The organism is Comamonas sp. HJ-2, assembly GCF_053615495.1.
This window is the reverse complement of record NZ_JBSIFD010000039.1, coordinates 1-23,231: the sequence shown is the minus strand read 5'-3', so window position 1 is coordinate 23,231 and position 23,231 is coordinate 1. Positions and strand designations below refer to the sequence as shown.

Below are 23,231 nucleotides of genomic sequence, written 5' to 3'. Positions count from 1 at the left end.
GTGCATGCACCATAGTTAATCAATGCAATAGATATTGATTCTTGATAGTTGATATCAATGTAGGAAACACTCTAACACGGGAGTAGCGCAAGAACGATTTGCATTTCCAGTATTGCTTATTGCCGCCGGAAGAGCTGCGCCAGTTCAACATCGTCAACGCCTTCGCCAAGCCCAATGAAATGTGGGGCGTCCCAATTGAAATCGACCCCAACACCACGGGCGTGATGATTGCGGTCGATGGGACTGAAATGCCTTTAGTCGAAGGCTACTGAGGAATCTGCTGACTCAGGAGGTCTTGCCCAGCACCCCAGCCCAAGCCTCTGCAGTCCTTGTGGCTGACTGCGACAGGCCATCCTGGGCGGCCTGCAGACTCTGACCACCGCCAGCAGGGCAATTGCTGCAGCCGGCATTCGGGCCACAGGTGCAGACCGCTGTAAGCGTCTGAGAGCCGCGGCCCTGAATTGAGTTGACCACATCCCGGATAAATGTCCCCAGTTCATCCGCGTTCTTGGTGTTCACCAAATGAGGCGCCAGCGCATGCACAAGGGAATACTCCAGGTCGTTGCGGTGATTGCGCAGCACCCCGACCACGTTCGACCCTAGTGTGCCACCCGTCTTGGGTTCCAGCTCCTTGAGCTTCTTCAGGATCTTGTCGCCCACTTCCACGATGGGCAGCGCCAGCAGCGCGGAGCTGAACAGCGCGAACAGCATGATGTCGATCACCAGGGCCGAATCGCTGCAAAGGCGGTAGCCGAACACGGCCAGGAACAAGGCGATGACCACATAGAGGATGGCTGTCGCGTGCTTCTTGATGAATTGCATGGTTACTCCAGATTCCGGCAGCCGGCCGGTGCGGGCCGGAAGGCTTAGAAAGCAGAGATGCGCTCGCCCAGGATCACAGACAGCTCGCGCATCACATCGAGCTGGCGGCGCATGCGGGCCTGCTCGTCGGGGTCCAGCTGGCGGAACAAGGCATTGCGCAGAATGAACTCGTCCAGCCTGGTGATACGGATGTCCGTATCCTGCTTTTCGTCCAGCACGCGCTGCTGGTGGGGTGGGACCGTGCAACCCACTACCTGCCAGTCTTCGGCCAGGCAGTCATTGACACTCGGCACCCAGGTGCTGACAGTCTCGTCCACGTTCTTGATGGCGAAATACGGGTTGTAGGGCACCATCGCGCCCTCGCCAAAATGTGCCTTGGCCGCGCCGGTCTGTGCTGGGTAGCTGGCAGCAGGCACCAGATAGACGAACAGGCCTTTGCCGTTCCAGCCGGTACGTTGCAGGCGCTTGCCCAGCTTCAATTCCTTGATGGCGTCACCGAAATTCATTGAGGGTTCTCCTTGGTCTGAGGGATCACTGGCCAGGCCGCGCGGCAGGTTGCCGCATCAGCTGCGTGGCCATCAGCTCGGATTGCCAGCTCCGTGTATCGCTGGCTGCACTGTCCGAATACGTTGTTGAGGGAACGGGCGTACTCGATGAGGGCGGCGGGGGAAGCGTCAGCAAGTCGTTGCTCGGCATCGGACAGTTGCTTGCGCAGGCCGTCACGCTCGCGGCGAGCGCGATCAGCAGCAGCCTGCAAAGCGGCCTGCTTCTGGATGGCGTCATTCAGGGCTCCTTGGTATGTGGCGTTGACCGTGCGTTCGACGGCCAGCACGCGGCGGCCGGCGGCCGTGCGTTCATCGGCGATCTGCTCGCGGTATTGGATGGCCTGCAGGCGCTCGTCGGCCAACTCGGCACCCAGGCGCGCAGCCTGAAAGGACCAGGCCAAGGCAGCGCCAGCCGCTGCGGCGGCCAGTGATGTGTAGACGGTCAGCCGCGCCATGACAGCCCCCACTCGCAGAGCTCGGCATTCGCATCGCCGCGGATCTTCAGCCCGGGCAGCACCACGGACACGCCATTGACCGTGCCCTTGTTCCAGCGCACGTTTTCACGGCAGGCCTTGACCCAGTTGCCCCCGTTCGCATCACGCCTCATGGTGCTGGTCTGGAAATTGCTGTCGCCCTTGTTGTGCAGGAAGTCGAAGAACGTGGCCTGCTGGAAGGAGTTGTAGCTGCCCCAGTAAGTCAGTGAACGCTTGGCGATCTGCTCATACTGCACATAGCGCTTTTTCTCCAGGCGGAAGCATTCGGCAGGGCTGTACCACTTGCCCGCAACCACATCCTTGCCCGTCAGTCCGTTGCATACCGTCAGCGGCTGCCCCTTGCCCAGCTTGTCCACGTAGGGCGTACCAATGTGGCGATTGCTGGACTCATAAAACGCGGCCATGACCATGGCGATGCGCATGCCATCGGGCATATCGGGATCGGCGGCGACTGCCTGGATGTACTGATTCTTTTGGACCTCGGCCGTCGCGGCCTGATCCACGTAGTAGCTGCCGCCACCAATGCCGGTCAAGACCAGCAAGGCACCAATGCTGGTGCGCAGCTGTGATGGAATCTTGCTCATGGCGTGCCCCCTACGGCAGCCTTGGCCTTATCGCGCAGCTCCTGGCGCGCCTGCTCATGAACGTAATCGCGGCGCCACTTCCAAATCAGATAGGCCGCCTGCAGTGCCACAAAAGCGATGGTGGCCACCACTGCCCAATCACTGAGAGGAAGCCCGCCCAATCGCGCCGCACCGGCTGATGCGGCTCCTGGCGTGGTCTGCACGGCCGCAATGGCTATGTCTTGTTTTTGCTCGGCACTCAGATGCTGGTGAATGCCCAGCAGCGCCAGCATTGATGCGAGAGCTTTTTTCATGCCCCGAAGTTTTCCGGGAGCAGGCTCAGTGGTCGAACCCTAGAGGGGTGTACGCCTAACTGCAGGCGGCTAACGACCAGGAGAGGGCACTACTTAGTATCGACCGGTGGAATCCCCCCAGGCAGGCATTGCAGTAAGGCATCCCGCGTAGCTTGCTCGAAGCCTAAGAGTGGTGTCACCGCTGCACAACAGGGATCAGAAGACAGCGTCTGACATCTCTTGGAAATGTTGGGCGGTTCACTAAAGACGAACTGGAAGGGCCTTAGAAAGCTGTGTCGAATGATCAATAGCTTATGGATGAGATCAACTGGGAGTTCAAACTTTCTTAGGAATGAAAATCTTGCCGCTATCGGTGATGATTGGCTTGATCATGGCGCAATATTGATCGATGATTTTTCGCGTAGATTTGTTGTTCTTAGACACACGTTCTGCCCAGGTTATCTGACTGGTGAAGTACTCATCCTCTAGGTGTTCGCCAAGGGTGTGACCAACACAATTAAGCGTGGCAAACATCCCAAGTCGATCTAAATGTTCGTCGCTAAATCGGCGCTCGTGAACGTGAGCACCTCTCACGCTGATTAAATTCTCTAATGGGGTGTAAACCATCTCCTTGATTGCTGCAGGTAGGGGTCGTGCTCCATAGAGCCGAGAGATTTTTTTTCCATAGGCAGTCATGCGCTGCTCAAGGATGTACATTTCCTGAAGATAGGAGCCAATTAGGAACTTTAGGTATCTGTCCTTGCGTATTGCCTTCCTACGGGAAGGTGGAGCCTTTAAGAGCTCTTCAAGCAGTTCCAATGTATCCATAGATTCCCCGATCTCTGTAAACCCCCGGAAGATTTCCTCAAACATCGTGTCAGTTGGACGGTGGTGCACTTCACCAGCCTGTTTTTTTTTAAATGCAGGGTCTAAGTAATCTGCTGCAAAATCTGCCATCAACGCTAGTAGCTCATCATGAGCACTTACAGCGGCTACCTTTTTTACTTTCATTCCTAATCGTCGCTTTCTATCAAATTGATATCTCTGTCTACGAAATAGCTTGTAGAAAAATATGCCTTCTCCTCAATGGCTCAATCTTCTTCGAATTTAAGTCCGATCGGCGTTCAAATGCGACCTTTCTGAATTTGCATGGACATGCTGATGATCATTTTTGAACGACTGAAAATTCCGTGCGGCAGGCATAGACCCTCATTGTCCAAGTACCTGCAATGGGTCGTTGCCCGCCCCTCCTCACTGATCGAGCGAACCGCTGTAGCTCCAGCTGCTTGAGCCCGAGATACCAGCCGACGCAGACACCATGCTCCAGGCGCTGGCCACGCGCTGCGCTGAAGTCGTGAGGCCGATCTTGGCCGCCTCCAGGCGAACGGCATTGCTCTGGATCGCCACATCGGCATTGAGCTTGGCTGTCTGCAGGCTGATGTTGCTGCCGGCCTCGTACTGCTTGATGTCGGCCTCCCAGCGGCGCGTATAGTTCGCGGCCGTGGCCTCGATGGCATTGGCGCTCACCTTGTAGCCGTCCACCAGAATGGCCGACTGCTTGGCCGCGGCGTCCATCTTCGCCACCTCGGCCGACAGGCGCGCCTTCCAGCCATCCCACTCGAGACCCTTGGCGGCAATCTTGGCCTGGGCCTGGGCAATTGCCACGCGGGCGCGCTCGGCCTGGGCGCTGGCAAAGGCGCTGTACGCCTGTACCTGGGATCGGTAGGCATCCTGTTTGATGGCCTCGCTCTGTGCGCGGGCCTTGTACAACTCCACCTTGGAAGTCTCGGCATTGAGGGTCGCCACAAAGGCGCGGATTGCCTCACCACCGGCTTGAATGCGGGTCTGCTCCAGGCTCACCAGCGTCTGGGCCGCCTGCACGCGGGTCTTGTAGATTTCCACGGACGCCATGCGCCCATCGATCTCGGCCTTGTAGCGAGCCACCAGCGATTGGTTGATCTCGGCCTTGGTCTGCTCGGCCTGCAGCATGGCCTTGTAGACCTCGACCTTGTTCATCTCGGCCTTGATGACAGTTTCATAGGCCATGGCATAGGCGCGGTAGCCGTCCAACAGTGCCTTGAAGCGCTCGAGCGCCGCGTTATGGGTCGCAATGCCATGGTCGGCCGTCGCCTTGGCCGCCTCAAACGACAGGCGATCGAGCTGCATGGCCTGGTCCATCAACTGCCCTTCCAGCGCCAGCCCCTGGGTGATCGCGTCCTTGACGTTTGCCTGCTCCAGCTCGGCCTGCTTGATGGCAATGTCGCGCGACAGGCCCGAGAGCTTGTCGTGGAACTCGCGCCGGGCATCGGCCAGCTGTCCGACCAGCACGCCGGACGGCAGCGGAAAGCCAAGCGCCTCGGCCGCGCGCATCACCTCCTGCTCGCGCGCCAGCGCCACCTGGGTTTCGCGGTCGCGCGAGCGATCCCAGATGGCCTGCTCCGCTTCGGGCTTCAGTCCGGTGCCGCCCTGAATGCGGGCGCTGATTACGGCCTGCAGATTACTCAGCAGCTGAGAGGCATAGCCAGGCGCTCGTTTGAACTCAAAGGGTGCGGGCTCCAGCAGCTGCAGCTCGGGCATGTCGTCCAGCTTTTCCAGCCAGTCCTCGTGCAGGTTCACGCCACCAAAGCTATGCGTGGTCAGCGCCAGAAACGCCGGCGCGTCCGGCAGGCTCACATCGGGCGCATCGGGGATGGCCACCTCGCGCATCTGTGGCAAGGCCGGGGCCTGGCCGATCACCAACTCAGGGGCCGCACCAAAGTCCATGGCCGGCGGCTGCAGCTCAAAGCCGGGCACTTCCACATCGGGCAGGCTGGCCAGGTCCAGATCGCCCGGCATATTGCCCGGCGCGGTAAAGCCGACCTTGGGCAACTCGGGCAGGTCCAGCACTTCGGGCAGGGATGGCGCCGCAATCGTGCCCCAGCGCACGCTGATGGTGGGGGTCGGTAGCACCAGGTTGTTGAAAGCGTCCTGCATGGACTTGGACTCGCGCAGAGCCTGATCGGCGAGGGCAATCGAGCGCTGGTACTTGTCCTGAACAATCTCGGCCGGGCCGTTGAAATCAAACTCTGCCATCTCAAACTCTCCGTGTTTTGGACTTGACGCTCATCACCTCCACGCGGTCCAGCGTGAAGGCCTGGCCGTCTGGGGTGCTCAGGCCGAAGCCCAGGTAGTTCTCGCGGATGCCCTTGCCCACCGGGCAGCGGGTCTGGTCGCTCTCGCGCAGGGGAAAGGGGTAGCTCCAGCTCTGGCCAGGGCCGAACACCGTGAACCGGGCCTCTCCCTGCCCGCGCATGGACAGATAGACCATGGCAATCTGCTGCTTGAGGGTGTTCTCGCGCAGCGTGGCCGGCAGGCGCAGCTCGGTCGTGATCGGCAGGCCTGCATCGTTGTCGCCACCAAAGGCAAAAAGGCCATCCACGCCCGCGCAATGCGTGGCCGTGACGCTATCAAATTCATGGCGCGTGTACTCAGTGACGGCGCCGCTCAAGGTGTTGCAAACAATGGTGTTCATGGGTCTAGGCAGAAGCTATGAATCCGGTCATCTGGGCCGGGTTGATGGGGGCGATGGACGCCAGCGGAACGGGCGAGCCCCGGGGCGGAAGTGCCCAGGCCGCAATCACTTTGTCCTCCTGCAGAAGCTCCACAACGCCGGCGGCACTGCTGCCCTGCCAGCTCCCCGGATCGATGGCGGCGCGCACCGCCAGCGATGGCAGGGCCTCCAAACTGGGCCAGGGGATGGGGTAGTTCTGGGGAGTGAGCGTGGCGCCAGTGGTCACGACTTCCAGCGGCGCGTCGTAGGAGGGCACGTAATAAGGCACATCGCAGCCCACAATCAGCTGCTCGCCTTCGGGGCCCGTCGCCGGAAGCTGCCCTTTCTCGGACATGGACTGGTATTCGGGCGGCACGGACCGTTCCAGATCCTGGGTGTCCAGCCAAGAGCCTTTGCCGCCGGTCACAGATGCTTCGGCAACGCCGGCCAGCGACTGGCGAAAGAACACCTGCCCCTTGCGCTCAAACACCACGGCCGCCTTGGTGCCGCTGGTCGTGACCGTGCTCGAGTCGTTGGCACCGGCCGGCACAAAGGCCTGTGTCACCACCTCCAGATAGGCCACGAACTCCAGCAGGGGATCGATATAGAGCAACTGCCTGCGCGCCGCGATACCTTCAACGGCCCGGATCGTGAACAGCTCCGGCTGCAGCAGCTCGTTGTTGTGGCGTACTTCATAGCGGTACTCAGTGACAACCTGCACATTGACATCCAGAAGGGCTATCGAGCCCCAGGGCGTCTGCAGCTGCTTCCTGGAAACCAGCTGGCCGCTGCGCGTCTTGACTGCCGCCTGGCTGATTGCTCCACTCGCGATGAAGTCGCGCCACTCCTCCAAGAGAGCGGCACCGGCCTCACCCTCTGGCAGTTGAAACAGGCGGCTGACACTGCCGCCTTCCGGGGGCGATTCGATATTCTCGACGTTGATATAGCGGTAGAAATAAATACCGTCTGCCCGCGCCAATGCCTGCGTGTCTGCCTCCGGGCGATCCAGGCGCACCGTCACATGCTGGCTGTCCTGCGACTGCAGGCTGAAGACTTGCCGGTCATCATTCCAGCCATAGCCCAGCAGCACCGGCGCGCTGCGGGTGAACTCATACTTATAGACCCAATCCCAGGCCACCTGCGTCGTGAAATTCACCTGCGCCGGAGCGATGCCGCCCTCGCGGAACGGAATCACGAACAAGCCGGATTGACGCGACCTCATGGAGCCTTGCGAAGACTGCCGCCATTGGGGCGCAGAGGGAGGAAAGCTCACACCCGCTGGTATCACCACCGTCATGTTGGCCGAGCCGACCGCCACCGTATCCAGTTCATAGCCACCAGCCGAATTGATGCGCAGCTTCAGCTCGTGGGTTAGTGCCTGCTCGGCAATCCACTTGCGCTGCGCCAGGGTCGGCAATTCCTTCAGGCCAATGCTCTGACTAGGGCTCACCACGCCCACGCTCACGCCGGTACCGCCGCGCAGCCGGCTCTCGCGTGCTACCCCGTTCACATCCGCAATCACGGTGTCAGCAGGGAGCACTGGCGTGAAGGTCGCAATGACTTCGGGTACCGCAAACACTTCATCCGGGCTGATGACAAAAGACGCATCGGACACCAGCGGCGCCTCGGCCACACTCACGCTCTGCTTGTCCAGCTTCGCTTGGACATAGACACCATGGACGCCGATAAAACCCAGGCCGCCATTGGCATCACCGTAGGCCATACCCAGGGCAATGCTGCTCGCGCTTCTGGGCTGGGGCACCACGGAGTCGCGCAGTCGGTGCTTGCGATTGGGCATTTCTTCAATGTCGCCCCCTCGGTTCGTCGCGTCCGTGAAATAGCGCGCGCTGCGGTTGGAGACCCAGGCTCCCGTGCCGCCAAATGCACTGTTCACTTTGCGATAGCGCCAGCGGCCGGCGTGGTAGCCGACCAGGTACAGCTGCGCTGCGGTGCGAACCAGCACGCCTCGATCCCCGCTTTCCAGATCGGGCTGCTCGGGCCACAGCTGCACGATGGTGGTATTGCCCACCGTGGTGATGCGATACGGGCTGCCGTCGCCCAGCACGCCGCTTTCGGTGGGATTGGGCACATGCGCAAACGTCGCGCGCCGTGCAAAGCGAGCGAAAGCATCCTGCACCGCCCTCACCTGGTCGCGCGAAGCACTGCCCTCCTCAACACGCAGCTGTACCGGCGCCAGCCCGTTGAAGGGCTCGCCCGTCACCCTGCGATTGAAGGGATTGAATAGCTCAGCCATGCGGCACCGCCATGTACTGAGGAATGCCATTCACCTCGCGGAAGGCCGCGCTTACCTCCTTGGCTGGAGTCTTGAACCGGTTGGCCGTCAGGCTGGTGGTCTGTCCACCGTCAAAGCCGGCCACCACCTCGCCGCCCGCAATGCACAACATGGCCGCGCCCGCCCCGGTGCCGTCGCCCAGCGCCAGCCGATGGCCTGGCGCCTCGATGCCCGATCCCAACACCACCGGGCCGCGCATAGTCGCCGTATAGACCAGGCTGTCGAAGGTTTCCCCACTCAGAAAAATCAGATCCTGGGTCGTGCCCACATAAATGCCCGTGTCCACCGGCACCAAGGCCGTGATGTCAGCCGTCATGGGCTTGAAGTCACGCCAGTCGCTCAGATGCGGCACGGCGGGCCGGCTGGCCCACAGCACCTTGCCCTGAGCCACCAGCAAACGGCCGCGCCAGAACGCCATCAGCGTGCCATCGGGCAGCACCTGGGCCCCCAGCGTGCGGGCCGGCAGCACCAGTGCACTATTGCGCCCGCCGAATTCAAAGCTGCGCTCCACCGCGGTACCGGCGAAAAACATGCCCTCGCCATCGCGCCCACTCAGGTAGACATTGAGGGCATGGCCCGGCAGCTGCGGCAGCCCATCCAGGCGCAAACCTCCTTGCAGCACCGCCACCGGCTCAGACACCCGCACCGGCCCCTCGGCGCGGTCGCTCAGCCGCACATGGCTCAGGCCATAGCGGTACTGCCCGGGCTCCAGATCGCCAAAGGCAAAATCCAGCGATCCCAGAGAGGCCGGCTCAGGCACCGTGAACATCTGGGCCGTCAGCCCGTCCGTGATGCCGCGCTGCAGCCCTGTCGAAAACAGCATGCGCCCATCCGGCAGATTGCAGTACCAGACGCGCTCGGGGCCGATATTGGGCCATAGCACCGTGATAGCTCCGCCCGCAGCAATCGAAACCAGTGCCCCCTCGGTCGTCGCCAGCTGAAAGCCGGCAGCCTGCCAAAGGTTCTTATGGCAGACCTCAGACAGACGCTGATAGCCACCGCGGCGCGATACCTCGCCGTCCAGGCCAATATCCACATCCTTGGCGGCCAGCAAGTCCGAAGCCTTCAGACGATGCTCTGGCTGCACATTGTTGATACCGGTAAAACTCTTGAAGGTCAGCATTGATGAGTCCTTGCAACGGTCGGGCTGCCCAGATCCAGGGCAAAGCTCTGGCGAACATGGAAGGCGTAGGTCAGCGGGCCGGGATGGCCCAACTGCAGGGCATCTGCTGGCTCGACCTGCACCACCCTCTGCGCCAGCCTGACGGAAGGCACGCCACCCACGGCCAGAGGGATGCCTGCCGGCCGCAGGCCTGTGTGAATTCCCGCTTGTCCCAAAGTCAGAGCGTGTCCACTGGCCGGTTTGACGATCTGCACTGTGCGAGGCTGGCCCAAGGCCATGGCTTGGCTGGGTGCAGCCTTGGCTACCTGCACCAGGCGCGCGCGGCCCATGCGCAATGCATCCGAGCCCTGCGGCCTGAGCACGATGGAAGGCAATTCGATAGCCGCCGCGCCAAAGCGCATCGCGCGCGCTGCTGGCACCTGAAAGGTCACCGAAGGCTGCGGCTGGGTCTGAGTTGCGGTCGCCTGGCCGGTCACGCACATGCCCAGGCCCCAGGGCTTGAGATCCACATCGGTGCCGGTCTTGACCTTGGCAGTGCCCAGCGCCAGCGCGTCGGCAGGCTCGGGGAAAACCGTCAGCACCAGGTGGGCCTGCCCTTCAACGGCCATGGGCAGCGGCGCCGGGTACAGCGTGGCCTGGAACTTGGCCGTGGGCACGCCGGCCTGCGCCAGCGTCAGCGAAGGCGGGCGAATCGGCTGCTGAATCCTGTGTGCGCCCAGCGCCAGCGCGTCGGCCGATGGCGCCAGCAACACCCGCACAGCGGTTTGCGTGCCGCTGAGCACCATGGGAATCCCGCGCGTAGGTACCAGCGGTGCTTCGGACGAGCCTCCTGAGCTATTGATGGAAGCGCCATTGATGAGCGGATAACTCATGAACCGCCATCCACCATAAAGACACCGCGCCAATAGAAGCGTCCAGGGATGGGGCCACCGACGCCGGCTTGAGTGACCGTGACTTTAATGTCTTCGACCAGCGCGCCACCGGCGGCAATCGGGATGCGATGGACGCTCAAGTTCCCGCTGGCCACCAGCGAATCCAGGCTCACGGCATTGGCAAAGCGGGTGGGATCGGCCTCGGTGCCAATGGAAACCACGGGCATCTGCGTCACACCCGTGCTCGCGCGCCCCATAAAGCCCACCTCGGTCACCATCAGGGGGTGGCGAAAGTTGGTGCTCTGCACCACCGGCATGACCTGCGGCACCAGGTTCCCGCGCAGCGAGTTGTCCTCGGTATCAAGCACCGACAAAATTTCGCCGGGGATCAATGCGGGCTCTTCGCTGAAGGTCAGGGAATCAATCGCTTTCTCGACCACCACATCGGCCCAGTATTGATAGCCGTTGGGCGTGGAAGGCGTGAACACCGCGCCTTGCTTGAAGTTGTTGTAGCCACCAGCAGCCCAAGCCTTGGGCACCCCAATGTCTGCCGGCCAAAAGCCTCCGGTACTCTCATGCGCCAGCGCCAGGTCCTGCCAGGTGCGGTAATGGTTACCGCTGTACTCTCTGTCTTTTGGGCGCTGGGCTGGCAAGGGCTGCAGCACGGGGTAGGCGCCGAGCTGCACCGCCCAATCGACGAGCGAACGTGACCTGAACACAAAACTGTTGGTTCCTGCGGGACGCTTCTCGCCTGCCTCGACCGCAGCACCCAGCAATACCGACTGGTTCTCGCCACCAATGCGCGCCACCGTGCCATCGTCCTGCAAGAACGACTCCAGCATGCCGGCAGTCACATTGGCGCTGACCTTGGTGCCAACAGGCCACGCCTTGGCCAAGGTCCCTTCTTGGGCGCGAAACACCTCAAAGATATTGGTAAAGCGGGTGTATACATGCACGATTTCAAACACACCGGGCATGCTGTCATGGGTGAGCGTGACGGGCTGGGCGCGATCCAGCTGACCAGTACCTTCTACAAACAGGTCCGCATGCGCTGGATCACTCACCTCAAATACGTAGTAACTGCCATCACCAGGAACCCAGGACTCCGGCAGATCTTCATACTGACTGCCATCCGGCATGAGGGTGTAATACGGTGGAGGGGTGTCCAGCAACGGGGTCTGCAGCGCAGCTTCAGCGCTATTGCTAAAAAGCATCTTGCGGGCCATGGCGCTCCCCTCCCCCTTACGCCGTGCCCAGCAGGCTGACGATCTTGGCGGCCGCGTTCGACCACTGCACCACCACGCCGCTGCCGTTGGTCGTCATGGGAAAGCCCACCACGCTGGGCAAATACAGCACCACCGGGGAAGTAGCAGCCGTGCCGGTGTCGGCATAGAGGGCGATGAAAGAAGCCGTAGAACCTGCTGCGACCGCGCCAAAGTCCACATCGTTAGCGTCCAGCACGCCGCCGGCCACCGTGACGCCCGTCAAGGTAACGGCCGCGCCCACCACCGCGCCCAGGTCCGGCAGAAACTCATGGGCCGCGTCATAGACATAGCTGCCGGGCAGCAAGACCGCCTTCAGCGTTGCGCCAGTCAAGGGCAGATCGGCAGACAGCAGGCGCTGCGCCGCCTTGGGATAGAACGGCAGGCCCGCTGCCGCGATCTTGATGGGGCCGGTATCCCAAGGCACGCGTACCTCGCCCCCGTTGGTGTCCATGGGCAGGCCCTGCACCGAGTCCATATAGAACAGCAGCGGCGAGGTCGACGGGCTGCCGGTGTCCATATAGAGCACCACGGCCTTGATCTTGCTGCCAGGAGCAAGAATTCCAAATTCCGCAGGCGCGGCGTCGAACACGCCGCCGGTCACGCTCTTGCCCGTCAGCGTCTGGTCGGAGCCCACACGGGTGACGGCCGACAAAAACTCATGGGCCGCGCTATAGGTATAGGCGTCAGATACCAGTGCCACCTTGATGGTGGCTGCGGCAAAGTTGATGGCGCCCGAAAGAATCTTCTCGGCACCCTTGGGGTATGCGGTGTTGGACATGGCTGCTCTCCAGAGATTGCAGCCAATGTCCAAGAATCAGGGCTCGCTGGCGAACCCTAGAGGGGTGCCCTAACTATAAAACGGCACCGATGGCGCTTTGCTTTCTCAAAGCTAGTGAGCGATCTTTGAGAACAATACGTTCGAATCTCCAATTTGCCACATAAAATATACATTTCGATACATAAAGGAAAGCCATGAAGTGGATAACAGAATTCAATGAATACCTCTATCCATTAGACAGAAAGCATCTAAAAATTGAACAGGCATTTCAACTAAAACATTCAAACCTGCCTGATTATATTTATAAGCATCGTTCTGTTAACGACAACTCTCTCAAAAATCTAAGGGAGGATACTATATGGATGGCTGACCCAAAAACTCTAAATGACCCATATGAGTGCCACCATTACATAGACCACCAACGCATGATGGATCATCAGATGAGATCGAAAAAGGAAGAAATCATATCCATGATTCCTCCAGAACGAATTCCAGATTTTGAGAGAGCTCTCGAATCAAGTGGAGATCTCATGGATTCATTGGTAGACGTTATTTGTTCTGACCAAACAGCCGACACTAGATTGAAGCTCAAGATCCAACTGAAATCACAACGTGAAAAGGATTTTGAGGAGATGTCTTTGTGTGGAGATCACATAAAGGACTCAATCCAGCTCTGCTCTTTCACTACCCGCGTTGATTCGACTCTAATGTGGTCACATTACTCTGATTATCACAAAGGATTTTGCATTAAATACGATATAAAAACGCTCGACCGTAATGACCCGAGATCACGTTTTCTATTCCCCGTAATCTATCAGGATCAAGTCTTCGATGCGACGGATAACATGCAATTGGCCAAAACAGAAAAGTTTAACAATCTCTTTCTAAATCGTGCCGCTTTGATAAAAGCATCGGACTGGAGCTACGAAAATGAGTGGCGCATTGTATTTACAAATGGAATATTAGATAAAGCACAAACATTAAAAATGCCCACGCCTACAGCGGTCTACCTTGGCTCCCACATTAGTAGCGATCATGAGAAGGTCATTAAGGATATTTGCAATGAAAAGAAGATAGAAATCTTCAAAATGCAACACTCCAGAAGCCGCTTTCTCATGACGCCAAATTCAGTCAACTAAGCCGCCGACTACACTCTAATTAATCCATTCCCAGGGCAATAGTACGCATCTGCTGCCGCAGCGCCTTGGGCGCAGTGTCGGCAATGCGGTCGCTTCGATCCTTGCCCATCTCCCGCACGCGCTTCCACACATCCGGCATCTTGACCACGATGGGCTGCTCGGGGTTGTCGCGGTTCCAGGCCGCAAGGCGCTCGCGCACCCGCTGCACGGCCGCCTCGTCCTTGCGGAATAGCGCGTCTGCCCACTGAGCCTTGATGTCAGAGCTGGTCTGGGTATAGAACGACTTGCTGCGCTGCATGAAGCTATTGGCCTCCTGCACCTCGGCCACGCTCTTGGGTTGAAAGCCGATCGCTTTCGCCGCGGCTTCGGCCAGGGTCGTGTCGATCACCTTGTAGCCCTTGGTATCGCGGTACATGCCCGTGGCCACCATGTCCAGACCCTTTGCCAGATTGCGCACCGCTGTGGGCGCCCATTCCAGCACGCCCTTGCCCACAGTTGCGGCATCGCCGTTCACAACTCCCTTGATCACATCCCGTGCGCCAGAAAAGCCGCGTGCAACCAGGTCACCAGCAGGCCCAATGATTTCCGTCATGTCCCGCTCGCGATTGGGCTTGTTGAGGAACAGGCCGGTACCGGGCAGAAGGTTGCCCATGCCCAGGCGTCCGGACACATCGATGGGCGCGCCCGGCAGGCCTGACAGGCCTTGCTCCATGAACTCGCCCAGCTCCTTGCCCACCACGTTGGCCAGCAGCTCCTTGCGCCATTGCTTGGCGCTGATGTTGTAGCCCATCATCTGGCCCGCGCCATCAATCAGGTCCTCGGCGTCCTCCATGAAGGGCACGCCGCCGGCGCCGCTCATCAGCAGCAGCATGGCCAGGGCCCAGCCCACTGCGCGCTTGCCCTCGGGGCCGCCCTGGTTCCACATGCGCTGCATGAGCTCCAGGTAGCTGACCGAGTAGGTCTTGAAGGTGAACAGCGTGCCGCCGACCGCACCGCGCGCCCACTTGGGCTTATTGGCCTTGGAGTAGACGAATTGGGTTTCCAGCACGGCCTTGCGAGCGAACGCTGCCGGATCCGCCATACCCTGATCCATGGCAATGCGGTAGGACGCAATAAACGTGCTGCGGCGGTTGAACTGCTCGGCCAGCGCAAAGGGTTGACCCCAGAGCACCTTGCCCTGCTCCCACAGGTTGCCGGCCTTGGCGCGCAGATCGCCCGCCTTGGTACCGTCGCCGGAGCGCAGCATGCCCGCGCCGCGCGCCTGGGCCATCAGCTGGTGGATTTCCTGGGGGCTGACCACGCCATCATCCTCTGCCGACTGCAAGGCCTTGGCCAGGTCGGCCTCGTACTTGAAGCCCTTATCAGCGACGGACCTCCCCATATCCTTGAGCGCGCGGGCCAGCTGCGCACCGGCGTTCTTGATGCCGCCGTACTGGCTCAGCCAAGGCAGTGTGACAGCAAAGGGCTGCGTCGTATTCACAAAGGCCGAAGCGATGGAGCCGCCAAGATACTGAGCAAACAGCATGCCGCGCACGGCCTGGCCCTCTTCCTGCGGGTCGCGGATGTAGTCGCGCAGGCCCATGGCCAGATCCTTGAGCTCGCCCTGCTCCTTGGGAATCTTGCCGATGGCCGTTTCCATCTTGCCCGCGTTCAGCCCCATGGCCCCGGCGCGCGCATTCGAGTAGACAAAGTTCGCCACCACTCGCCCCACATCCTCGCTGAAACCAGCAATGCCCTTGCGGTGAATCAGCCGCTTCATGGCGCTGTGGTTGTTCTTGGTCAGCTTCAGGAACTCCTGGAATGCCTTGTCCTGGGCTTCATTGCCCTCTGCCTTGAGGCCCAGCATCTCGCCGAACTGCTCGAGAGTCTCCGGCGTCACGCCGGCAAACAGCTTGTAGGTCTCGGCGCTCATGGTGCCCGTGGTGACGGTCGCGCCCTTGAACTCCTGGGCCAGCTGCATCTTGGCCCGGTTGGAGTCGCGCGCGTTTTCGTACATGCCGAAGTACAAGCGCTCGCCGTTGGCGTCGACCACATCCACCGTATAGCGGCCAAAGCGAGACAACGGGGCATAGCCACCCTGCTGCAGATCCACCGCCGTTTCCATGCGCCCCTTGATCTGCTGCATGTATCGACCCAGGCGGTCTGCAGAGTCGGGATCTGCCTTGGCGTCCTGCTCCAGAGTGTCCAGCAGCAGCTGGGCCGCGGCCTCCACCGATGGCTGTGCCAGCACCGCATCGCGCATGGGCTCGTACTTCTCGCCCACCACACGCAGCATGTCGGTGCGGGCCGTCATGTCGATGGAGCGATCAATGGCCGCGCGCGCCTCGCGGTACAAGCTGATCTGGTTGGCATCGGTACCAAACTGCGCCTGCAGCTCCGCATCAGTCCAGACAATGCCGGCCTTGAGCATCTTGTTCTCAAAGCGCGAGTTGATGAGCTTTTCAAACTGGGCCACGGGCAGGCCTTGCCACATGGCCAGCACGCCCGCATCGATCTTGCCGTGCTTGAGCAGCATGGCCGCCTTGTTGTGGGCCGACAGATTCGCATAGCGCTTTTGCAGGTCGTCGACCAGGGTCGGCTTGCCGTTCTCGTCGCGCGCCCAGATCAAGGTGCCCTCAAACAGCGGCCGGGCCACGGCCTTGTTATCGGCGGCAGAGACAGGCTTTTTCTTGAGGTCGCCCAGGGACTCCACACGCGGCAGGATGCGCGGCGCCATGTCGGCCGCATCATTGGCCAGCATGCTCACATCGTCGATATTCTGCTGGGCCGACTCATAGACCGGCTTGAAGCTGGGTGCGCGTTCTGCCAGGTGGCGCATGGTGCCCACGGACTTGTCCCAGAGCGATACCTTGCCCTCGTGCGTGAAGGCATTGGTCAGCTGCTCGAGGGCGCTATCCCTAATTTCAGACAGGCGAGAGCGACTGAATCTCAGTCCTTCGTCTGCGTCTGGGTCTGCTTGGCCAGGATTGCTTTGATCTTCTCGCTCGCGTCCGCGTCGTCCTTCATCAGAGATTCGATCTCGGAGTCGGTCAGCCGGTTCGTAACGTGCGAGATAGCGGGCTTCCGACTCGGTGAGGGCGTCGAAGCCGTAGCCTGTTGCGGCGCGGTATTCGTGTTCGAGGTCACCATGTTTCTGTCGAAGGGAAGCCAGGGTTTCGGGAGAGGGTTGGATTTTTGCACTGTACTGCTTGCCGGTCAACGCAATGACCCCGGCCACGGTGCCGCCGCCCTCTCGAATGTGGCTGGCCAGCGCCGCGAATGTGCCGCCCTGTGTCAGGGTGTCGTCCACCAGCAGATAGGGCTTGGCTTCCACCGCGCCAGCGAAGTCCACGGGCGCGAAGATGCGATCGAGCCCATCCATGCCGGTTCGGCGCGCACGGTTGGCCTGAACAATGCCGTTGGCAGCCTTAAGGCCCAGGCGGTGCGCCAGCACCTCGGCCGCAGCCCGTGGGATTTTGTTGCGCCCAGAAGCCTCCTCGGCAGCCACCGGCACGACCAGCGGCTTGGTGTCGCCAATCGCGGCCTTCACCTTGGCCACCAGGTCAGGAGTCACAAGATCCATGGCTAAGCGCACGGCTGCCTCAATGTCCCCGCCCTTGGCGGCTGCATAGTCAGGGTGCGAAGAAGCCGAGCCCAAGGTGCTGCCGATGATGGCATCCGGCATGCTGGTTGCACTGGTACGGCTGAAAGCGATGTCTTGGGCCATGTCGGCCACGGTACCACGCTCCACCCAGGCGCGCGCCGGCAGGATGAAGTTGCGAATCAGCTCAGCATCGGTCAGGGCCAACGACTTGAATCCCGGCACATTGGCGCGCAGCCAGGTGCGAATCGCAGCAACGGCACGACGCACAAAGCCAATCTGCGGCGTGTTCTGCGCCATCTCGGCCAGCACTTCCTCGGCGGCCGTGCGACGGTCCAGGCGGTTGACGCGGCGCAGGCCGTATTCCGCAATCTTCGCGTCCACATCCGCCTTGCGCATGGTGGCCACCTGATTCAGGATCAGCCCCAGATCCTTGCCAAACAGACCGCGCAGGCCGTGGTGACCCAAGGCCTCGTGGAACAGCACGCGCGCAGCATCGTTGGGCGTCTTGAGCTTGGACGCCATCAGGTACACCTTGCCCTGGTAGTAGAAGCCCTCCGGAGCACCCCGGGCGCCACCGCTGCGCTGCTTGAGGTCAGCGCGCCGCGCGCTCTCGGGCACCACCGCGTCCTGCATGTCAAAGGCCACGATCACCTCGGGCCCATTGGCCCAGGCCTGCCGAATGGCATCGGCCGTGCCCTTTACGGCGCGCACCGCCTCCGCCCGGGCCGCCGGCGAATAGCTGGGGCGCACGTTCGTGGTTGGCGCTTGAGTAGACGCGGCAGCGGCTGGCTGGCCTTCGTCCATGCTCTGCAGGAAGCTCGCCACATCAAAATCCGCGCCGGCCAATTGCTCGGCCTCCTGGCGGCGGAAGCTGGGCGCATCCGTGCTATCTCCATCCGTGTCCAACTCGGTGGCAGGCTTGTCGATAACCACCATACGGGCAGAAACGCTGGTGTTCACCGGCAGGCTCGGGTCCATGAATGAGCCATCAGGCAGCTTTTCATTCGTGGCGCCGCGCTCGTCCAGCCACTCGCGGAAGCCCTCGGCGCGCTTGTTCGACTGGAAGAATGCGCCCTCGCCCATGATGGCCACGATTCGGCCGCCCGGGCGCAGCAGGGTGTAGGCATGCTGAACGTGCTGAATGTCGCGCCCATCAGAAAAAGGCGGATTCATGATGATTCGGTCATAGCCAGACCATGCGCCGTTCTGGGCCACGCCCTCCAGATCGCCACGGTCATAGAAGCCCAGGCCATTGCCCTCGCTATCCACAAGGCGCACCCGCTGACTGCCCATGCCGCCTGCGCCGCGCATAACCCCCTCCACACCATCGGGAGCGCGGAATGTGTCGCCATAGGTGAAGAAGCCGCGCGGCTCCATCTGCGTGAAGTCGTTCGCCTCTGCCAGCTGGAAACCCTTGGCCTCCAGCAGCTCGCGGCGGGAAGGAGACAGCTCCACCACATCCGGCCAAACGCCAGATTCAGCCACGATTGCGTCAGCGATATGGCCCATGCCGGCGGACGGCTCCAGAACCGCCATGCCTTCCTGAATCTCGGCCGCATCCAGCATGCTCTGCACCACTGCCGGGCTGGTCGGGAAGAAGTCCAGGCCATCATTGGCACGGCCAACCATGGCGCGCTCGAGCTCCTTGATGCGATCGGGCGACCCCATCTCCTGCTGAAGCGATGCCAGCTCACGCAAAGCACTGCGAAATTCGGCTGACGTCTGGATGCCCATTCGCTGCAGGCGTGTGCGGTTCTCGTAGGAGCTCTCCAGTTGCCAAGGCAGCGCCAGCGCCTTAGAGCCCTTGCGCTTGCCCAGCTTCACCAGATCCTCAACGAACTCCATGCCCAAGCGGATGCGCTTGTCGCCATCGCCCTGCCACAGGCCCTGCTGCATGGCTTCGCCCGGGGACAGCACAACACGGTTCTGGCCGCGCTTGACGGGCAGCACGATGGCCTTACCCACCAGGCCATTGCGCTTGATAGCGCGCTCGGCCATGTCCTTGCTGGCAAATTCCGCGAATCCACCGTCTGCCTTGTTCGCAAAGTGGCTCACGCGCAGCAAGTTGTCTTTGGCCCAGGTCGTGTAGGCATCCGTCACATCGTCAGCCAGGCGGGTCAGGGTGGCACCCATCTTCTTGCCGCCGTCAATCTCCTGCAGCTGGCGGGCCAGGCTTGCTAGGTCGCTGCGGAACATTTCAAAGCGAGGGAAGGTCGCAAAATCCACAGTTTCGCTGTCCGTGGGCTCGCCCACGCGCTTCATGCGCTCCCCATAGTCGCGGTACTTGGCATCGAGCTGGTTGCTCTTGGCATTGCGCAGCTGCGACATGAGGTATTCCACCTGCACACGCTGGCGCACTCCGTCAAGGAACTGAGCCGTGCCGTTGTCAATCGCCTGGGCAATGTTGCGCATCGTGCCGGCCAGGGCCTGCTGCATACGTGCCGCGGCCTCTGCCGACGCGGCAAAGCGCGCACGTCGAGCTGTGTTGGCCTTGCGGTCCATGCCCAGCGACTCCTGGGCGCGCTCGTCCAGCGCCTCCGCCATGGTGCGCAGGCGCTCTGCCGCGCTCTGGCTCTTGTCGTCGTCAAAGGCATCGCGGCGCTGATTGGCCAGATCCTGCGCCTGCGCTGTATCGCCGGCCACCAGCTTCTGGAACGCCTCGGCCGCCTCACGGGCGCGGAACTGGAAGCCGGGCACGGCGCCATTGCCGCGATAGCTGCTGTAGCTGCCGCCCAGTCGCTTGGCGCTGCTGTTGAGAGTGTCGTAGGCGTCGCGCTCCACACGATCGGCCAGCTGCACCACAAACAGGTCATGCCCATGTTTGGTGTGTTTGGTGGCGATGATTTCGCCGGCCGTGGTGTTGCCGGCGCTTTGTACCGTGACCCGTGCCCGGCGCTTCTCGGCTTCGCGTTGATCCTTCGTCTGCTCGGCCTCCAGGGCATCGAACTGCTGGCGCTGCTCGGGCGTCAGGCGAAGATAAGCAGCTTCACTGGTGTCCCCTTGATCGACCCAATGGCTCATGAAGCCGCGGAAGTCCTGCAGGGTCTTGGGGTTGGCCAGCGCATCAGCCTCGGCCGCACGCTTGGCCTTGAATTCATCGCGCAGGGCCTTGATTTCAGCAGCCCGGGCGGCCAGGTCTTCGGCCGTGGTGTTGCCCACCATCTCGCGCAGCGCCTGGGCCTTGTCGGCCTTATTCTTGGCAATATTGGCTGCAGACAGGATTTGAATGCCCGGGCCATAGCTACGTCTCAGTGCGTAGGTATCCAGCATTTTTTGATAGGCAGCCATGACAATGGCGTCCTTCTTTTCGCTCCCCATCCGATAGGCAAACGCCGGGCCGCCGGCGCGCAGCAGCTTGTCCTTTGTCAATTGCTGCAGCTCGGAAAGCACCGCGTCCTGGTTGGATTCCAGCTCGGCAAACGCACTCTTGTAGTCATCCAGCGCCAGCGTGCCAGCGCTGATGCCGTCCTCGATCTTGTTATGACGATCAAGGAAAGAGCTTGCTGCTGGCGATGGTGCGGGCTCCGTGGCTGACTTGGCCACTTTGGCGGATGCCGCCGCGCGCATCGCACCTATGCCTTTGGTCAACTCCGGGTTTTCGGCGCGCACTTCATCAACCAGCGAGCGAATACGGGCCTTGGCCTGCTCCAAGGTTTCGCCTTTGTCCTTGAGTGTGCCCAACAGGTCCAACTTGTCATCAGTCAGCGGCGAGCCGTCGGCCATCCTGAAGGTCAGGCTGCTGGGGTAGCCGTCACGGTCATAGCTGACCTTGGTAATGATGGCGCTCTTGCCATAGGGCATGTTGTCGCCGCTCTTGAAGCTCAGGAACTTGAGCAGCGTTGCCTTGAGGTCAGCGGCCTTTTTGTCGGCCTTCTCCTTACTCTTAGCGGCTACTGAGTCCCGGTCAGCCTTTACCTGCTCAGGAGTGCGCGCGGCCAGCACGGCCTTGCTCGCACGATCCGCGTTGTCACCGACCCAGCTATCAAAGCGCTCCATGGCCTTGTCCAGCGCGCTATTGCGGCTGTTGGCCTGCTTGCTGTTGAGATTTCCGCGCCCAGCAACAAACCCACTGTAAGCGCCTGCTCGCACACTCATCAGGGATCGGTACTGCTTCAGGTAGTCCGCGCGCAGGCTTTCTGTAGCTGCTGCCAAGGCATCGCGCTGAGCGTCAGTAGTGGCGAGCTTTTCAGCAGCTGCACGCGCCGACTCCATGAACTGTTCAAAGGCCTGCTTGTCTCCATCGGCGCGACTGCGGCCCGAGTGGGAAATGCCGCTGTAGCTTTGCACAGCTTCGGACATAGGAAAGTCGCCACTATCAGGCTGCTCCTGCACAGAAGCGGCATTCGCGCTTGGCGAAGCCTTCACCGCTGCAAGAGCCTGCTCCACCGGTGCATCCAGCACAATGGCCTTGACCTGCTTGCCTTCCTCGGCTGCCGCGACTGCCTGGTGGTGGCCGTCAATGATGTGGCCATCACTCGACACGATCACCGCGCGGTCGCCGGTGACGCTCTTGGCGGCCTCCACCTTGGACGGCGAATATTCAGCCTGGGTAGGCTTGAGCTGGGCCGCGTCCACGGTCGTGTTTTCGTGGGCAATGCCCTGGGCATTCAGGTGCTTGACCAGGCCGCCATGGTTGGCCGTGGGCACCTGGGGCATCTCGGCGCGTGGAATGCCCAGCGTACCAGTCTCTGCCGCGAACTGCTTTTCATCGCCCACGGGCTGCGCTGCAGGCTTCGCCGGGGCCTCTGCGGAGACAGCAGCAGGCGCTGCATTTGCTACGCCCGCTGGAGCATCCGGCGCTTTACTGGCAGGCGCCACAAGCGGCTGCACCAGCGAATCTATCAGCTTGTCGCGGATCTTCTCGCCAATATCCGGCCATGCACGGGTGTGCAGGTTCTTGCGTGCAATGGGGTTCAGGCCTGGCGCGGTGGCCGTCACGGCCTGGCGCTCTACCGTGGTCATGCGTGTCCAGCGTTCGCTGGCATCAAGCTGTCGCTGGCGCTGGGCTTCGCGCTCGGCATTGCCTTCACGCGCGATCTGGGCAGCCTTGCCTACGGCTGCTTGGGCCGCGCCGGCTGCTTCCGAGACTTTCGCTTGAGCTTTCGCAAGGCTCGCGCCTTGGTCTTGCGCTCCAGGGTTCGCAGTTGGGGTGGTGCCATTGCCTACCCCCTGGCCTGCATCTTGGCCAGCTTGCGCTGCTCCTGTTTGCGCAGGTTGCGCGCTGCCTTGCTGGGTTTGATCGGCTTGAGAGACATTGCCATTTGCTCCTGATTCAATAGCTGTCAGGGGTTTTTGCGCAAGCGCTTGGAGTGCTTTTTCCAGCTTCTTGGTGCGCTTGTGTTTGGGGCCGTAATGGGCAATGGCCTGCTGCAGCTCCTGCTCGCTCATGTCAGGGACCTGCTTGGCCAGGATCTGGTTGATGCCGGTCAGCTGCACGGGTGCTGGCGCGCCGGCGGTCGAAGCGCCTCGCTCCTGACCGCCAGCGGCCTGCAGCTCCAGCCGGGTGAGCTGGGTCTGCAGCGCATTGCGCTGGGCAGCCCTATTGCCGTCCCAGCCCTGTGTCGCGCCCTGCTGATTCATGAAGGCAATTCGGCTCTTGAGCTCGTCCATCTGGGCCTGCAGCGATACCTCGCCGGTGTCCGGATCCACGCCGGCAGGCACCTGGGGCGCTGCCTGCCGCTCTGCCACTGGCGCGACCTGGGGCTGCACCACAGGGGAAGCGCCAGAATCCACAGCCATGGCGGCAGCCTTGGAAAGTGCGCCCGCGTTCGGGTCAAGGCCCATGGCCTGAGAGGGTGTCAGCTCTGGCGCGGCCGTGGCAGCAGGTTGCTGGCCAGCAGCGCCCAGCTCCGTGCCTGTTAATTTCCACGCAAAACTGACCCGCCATTTCCATCTCAAACTGACCCACCCTTTGGCTTGAGCCGTAAGGCTC

At 61.4% G+C, this 23,231-nt stretch carries 16 protein-coding genes; 2 read left to right on the top strand and 14 right to left on the bottom strand.

The genetic code is table 11. The annotated features are described in order from the left end of the window. Window positions 1–98: 98 nt before the first annotated feature. Window positions 99–272, top strand: a complete 174-nt coding sequence (locus ACWGXF_RS22665) for a hypothetical protein (RefSeq protein ID WP_343497220.1) — start codon at window positions 99–101, stop codon at window positions 270–272. Window positions 273–285: 13 nt separating this feature from the next. Here ACWGXF_RS22665 and ACWGXF_RS22660 read toward each other — a convergent pair whose 3' ends face one another. The 13 genes from ACWGXF_RS22660 to ACWGXF_RS22600 form a co-directional block, all read right to left on the bottom strand. Further along, window positions 286–822, bottom strand: a complete 537-nt coding sequence (locus tag ACWGXF_RS22660; protein ID WP_343497214.1) for a hypothetical protein — start codon at window positions 820–822, stop codon at window positions 286–288. Window positions 823–866: 44 nt separating this feature from the next. Next, entirely contained in the window at window positions 867–1,328 is a 462-nt protein-coding gene (locus ACWGXF_RS22655) for a DUF2829 domain-containing protein (RefSeq protein WP_343497213.1), read from the bottom strand. After that, window positions 1,325–1,822 carry a hypothetical protein gene (locus ACWGXF_RS22650; protein WP_343497212.1) on the bottom strand — a complete coding sequence of 166 codons (498 nt, stop codon included), beginning with the start codon at window positions 1,820–1,822 and terminating at the stop codon, window positions 1,325–1,327. Before ACWGXF_RS22650 ends, ACWGXF_RS22655 begins: the two co-directional genes overlap by 4 nt. Then, window positions 1,810–2,445 carry a lysozyme gene (locus ACWGXF_RS22645; protein ID WP_343497211.1) on the bottom strand — a complete coding sequence of 212 codons (636 nt, stop codon included), beginning with the start codon at window positions 2,443–2,445 and terminating at the stop codon, window positions 1,810–1,812. Before ACWGXF_RS22645 ends, ACWGXF_RS22650 begins: the two co-directional genes overlap by 13 nt. Then, on the bottom strand, window positions 2,442–2,738 hold the full coding sequence (locus ACWGXF_RS22640) for a hypothetical protein (RefSeq protein ID WP_045839765.1): 297 nt from the start codon (window positions 2,736–2,738) through the stop codon (window positions 2,442–2,444). Before ACWGXF_RS22640 ends, ACWGXF_RS22645 begins: the two co-directional genes overlap by 4 nt. Before the next feature lie 315 nt (window positions 2,739–3,053). After that, window positions 3,054–3,728, bottom strand: a complete 675-nt coding sequence (locus ACWGXF_RS22635; protein WP_343497210.1) for a hypothetical protein — start codon at window positions 3,726–3,728, stop codon at window positions 3,054–3,056. A 240-nt stretch (window positions 3,729–3,968) separates the two neighbouring features. Further along, window positions 3,969–5,789, bottom strand: a complete 1,821-nt coding sequence (locus tag ACWGXF_RS22630) for a hypothetical protein (protein ID WP_452102529.1) — start codon at window positions 5,787–5,789, stop codon at window positions 3,969–3,971. 1 nt (window position 5,790) lies between these two features. After that, window positions 5,791–6,228 carry a hypothetical protein gene (locus ACWGXF_RS22625; RefSeq protein ID WP_452102528.1) on the bottom strand — a complete coding sequence of 146 codons (438 nt, stop codon included), beginning with the start codon at window positions 6,226–6,228 and terminating at the stop codon, window positions 5,791–5,793. Window positions 6,229–6,232: 4 nt separating this feature from the next. Then, window positions 6,233–8,500 (bottom strand): hypothetical protein, encoded by a 2,268-nt coding sequence (locus ACWGXF_RS22620; RefSeq protein WP_452102527.1) that lies wholly within the window; start codon window positions 8,498–8,500, stop codon window positions 6,233–6,235. Then, on the bottom strand, window positions 8,493–9,662 hold the full coding sequence (locus ACWGXF_RS22615) for a hypothetical protein (RefSeq protein WP_452102526.1): 1,170 nt from the start codon (window positions 9,660–9,662) through the stop codon (window positions 8,493–8,495). The genes ACWGXF_RS22620 and ACWGXF_RS22615 overlap by 8 nt, the downstream gene beginning before the upstream one ends. Next, window positions 9,656–10,534: a hypothetical protein gene (locus tag ACWGXF_RS22610; protein WP_452102525.1), complete on the bottom strand. Its 879-nt coding sequence runs from the start codon at window positions 10,532–10,534 to the stop codon at window positions 9,656–9,658. Before ACWGXF_RS22610 ends, ACWGXF_RS22615 begins: the two co-directional genes overlap by 7 nt. Beyond that, window positions 10,531–11,760: a hypothetical protein gene (locus ACWGXF_RS22605; protein ID WP_452102524.1), complete on the bottom strand. Its 1,230-nt coding sequence runs from the start codon at window positions 11,758–11,760 to the stop codon at window positions 10,531–10,533. Before ACWGXF_RS22605 ends, ACWGXF_RS22610 begins: the two co-directional genes overlap by 4 nt. Window positions 11,761–11,776: 16 nt before the next feature. Continuing rightward, a complete protein-coding gene (locus tag ACWGXF_RS22600) occupies window positions 11,777–12,577 on the bottom strand; it encodes a hypothetical protein (protein WP_452102523.1) in 801 nt (266 codons plus the stop codon). A gap of 194 nt (window positions 12,578–12,771) precedes the next feature. On the opposite strand from ACWGXF_RS22600, the gene ACWGXF_RS22595 reads away from it, so the two are divergent. Beyond that, the gene (locus ACWGXF_RS22595) at window positions 12,772–13,716 is read left to right on the top strand and encodes a DUF2971 domain-containing protein (RefSeq protein ID WP_452102522.1); all 945 of its coding nucleotides are present in this window, start codon (window positions 12,772–12,774) and stop codon (window positions 13,714–13,716) included. A 19-nt stretch (window positions 13,717–13,735) separates the two neighbouring features. On the opposite strand, the gene ACWGXF_RS22590 is transcribed toward ACWGXF_RS22595, so the two are convergent. Beyond that, a complete protein-coding gene (locus ACWGXF_RS22590) occupies window positions 13,736–23,197 on the bottom strand; it encodes a PLxRFG domain-containing protein (protein WP_452102521.1) in 9,462 nt (3,153 codons plus the stop codon). Window positions 23,198–23,231 lie beyond the last annotated feature (34 nt).

Coding starts and splice junctions, on each gene's coding strand:
- ACWGXF_RS22645 (WP_343497211.1), bottom strand. CDS start 2,445: ATGAGCAAGATTCCATCACAGCTGCGCACCAGCATTGGTGCCTTGCTG.
- ACWGXF_RS22660 (WP_343497214.1), bottom strand. CDS start 822: ATGCAATTCATCAAGAAGCACGCGACAGCCATCCTCTATGTGGTCATC.
- ACWGXF_RS22615 (WP_452102526.1), bottom strand. CDS start 9,662: ATGCTGACCTTCAAGAGTTTTACCGGTATCAACAATGTGCAGCCAGAG.
- ACWGXF_RS22635 (WP_343497210.1), bottom strand. CDS start 3,728: ATGAAAGTAAAAAAGGTAGCCGCTGTAAGTGCTCATGATGAGCTACTA.
- ACWGXF_RS22640 (WP_045839765.1), bottom strand. CDS start 2,738: ATGAAAAAAGCTCTCGCATCAATGCTGGCGCTGCTGGGCATTCACCAG.
- ACWGXF_RS22625 (WP_452102528.1), bottom strand. CDS start 6,228: ATGAACACCATTGTTTGCAACACCTTGAGCGGCGCCGTCACTGAGTAC.
- ACWGXF_RS22650 (WP_343497212.1), bottom strand. CDS start 1,822: ATGGCGCGGCTGACCGTCTACACATCACTGGCCGCCGCAGCGGCTGGC.
- ACWGXF_RS22630 (WP_452102529.1), bottom strand. CDS start 5,789: ATGGCAGAGTTTGATTTCAACGGCCCGGCCGAGATTGTTCAGGACAAG.
- ACWGXF_RS22610 (WP_452102525.1), bottom strand. CDS start 10,534: ATGAGTTATCCGCTCATCAATGGCGCTTCCATCAATAGCTCAGGAGGC.
- ACWGXF_RS22605 (WP_452102524.1), bottom strand. CDS start 11,760: ATGGCCCGCAAGATGCTTTTTAGCAATAGCGCTGAAGCTGCGCTGCAG.
- ACWGXF_RS22655 (WP_343497213.1), bottom strand. CDS start 1,328: ATGAATTTCGGTGACGCCATCAAGGAATTGAAGCTGGGCAAGCGCCTG.
- ACWGXF_RS22595 (WP_452102522.1), top strand. CDS start 12,772: ATGAAGTGGATAACAGAATTCAATGAATACCTCTATCCATTAGACAGA.
- ACWGXF_RS22620 (WP_452102527.1), bottom strand. CDS start 8,500: ATGGCTGAGCTATTCAATCCCTTCAATCGCAGGGTGACGGGCGAGCCC.
- ACWGXF_RS22600 (WP_452102523.1), bottom strand. CDS start 12,577: ATGTCCAACACCGCATACCCCAAGGGTGCCGAGAAGATTCTTTCGGGC.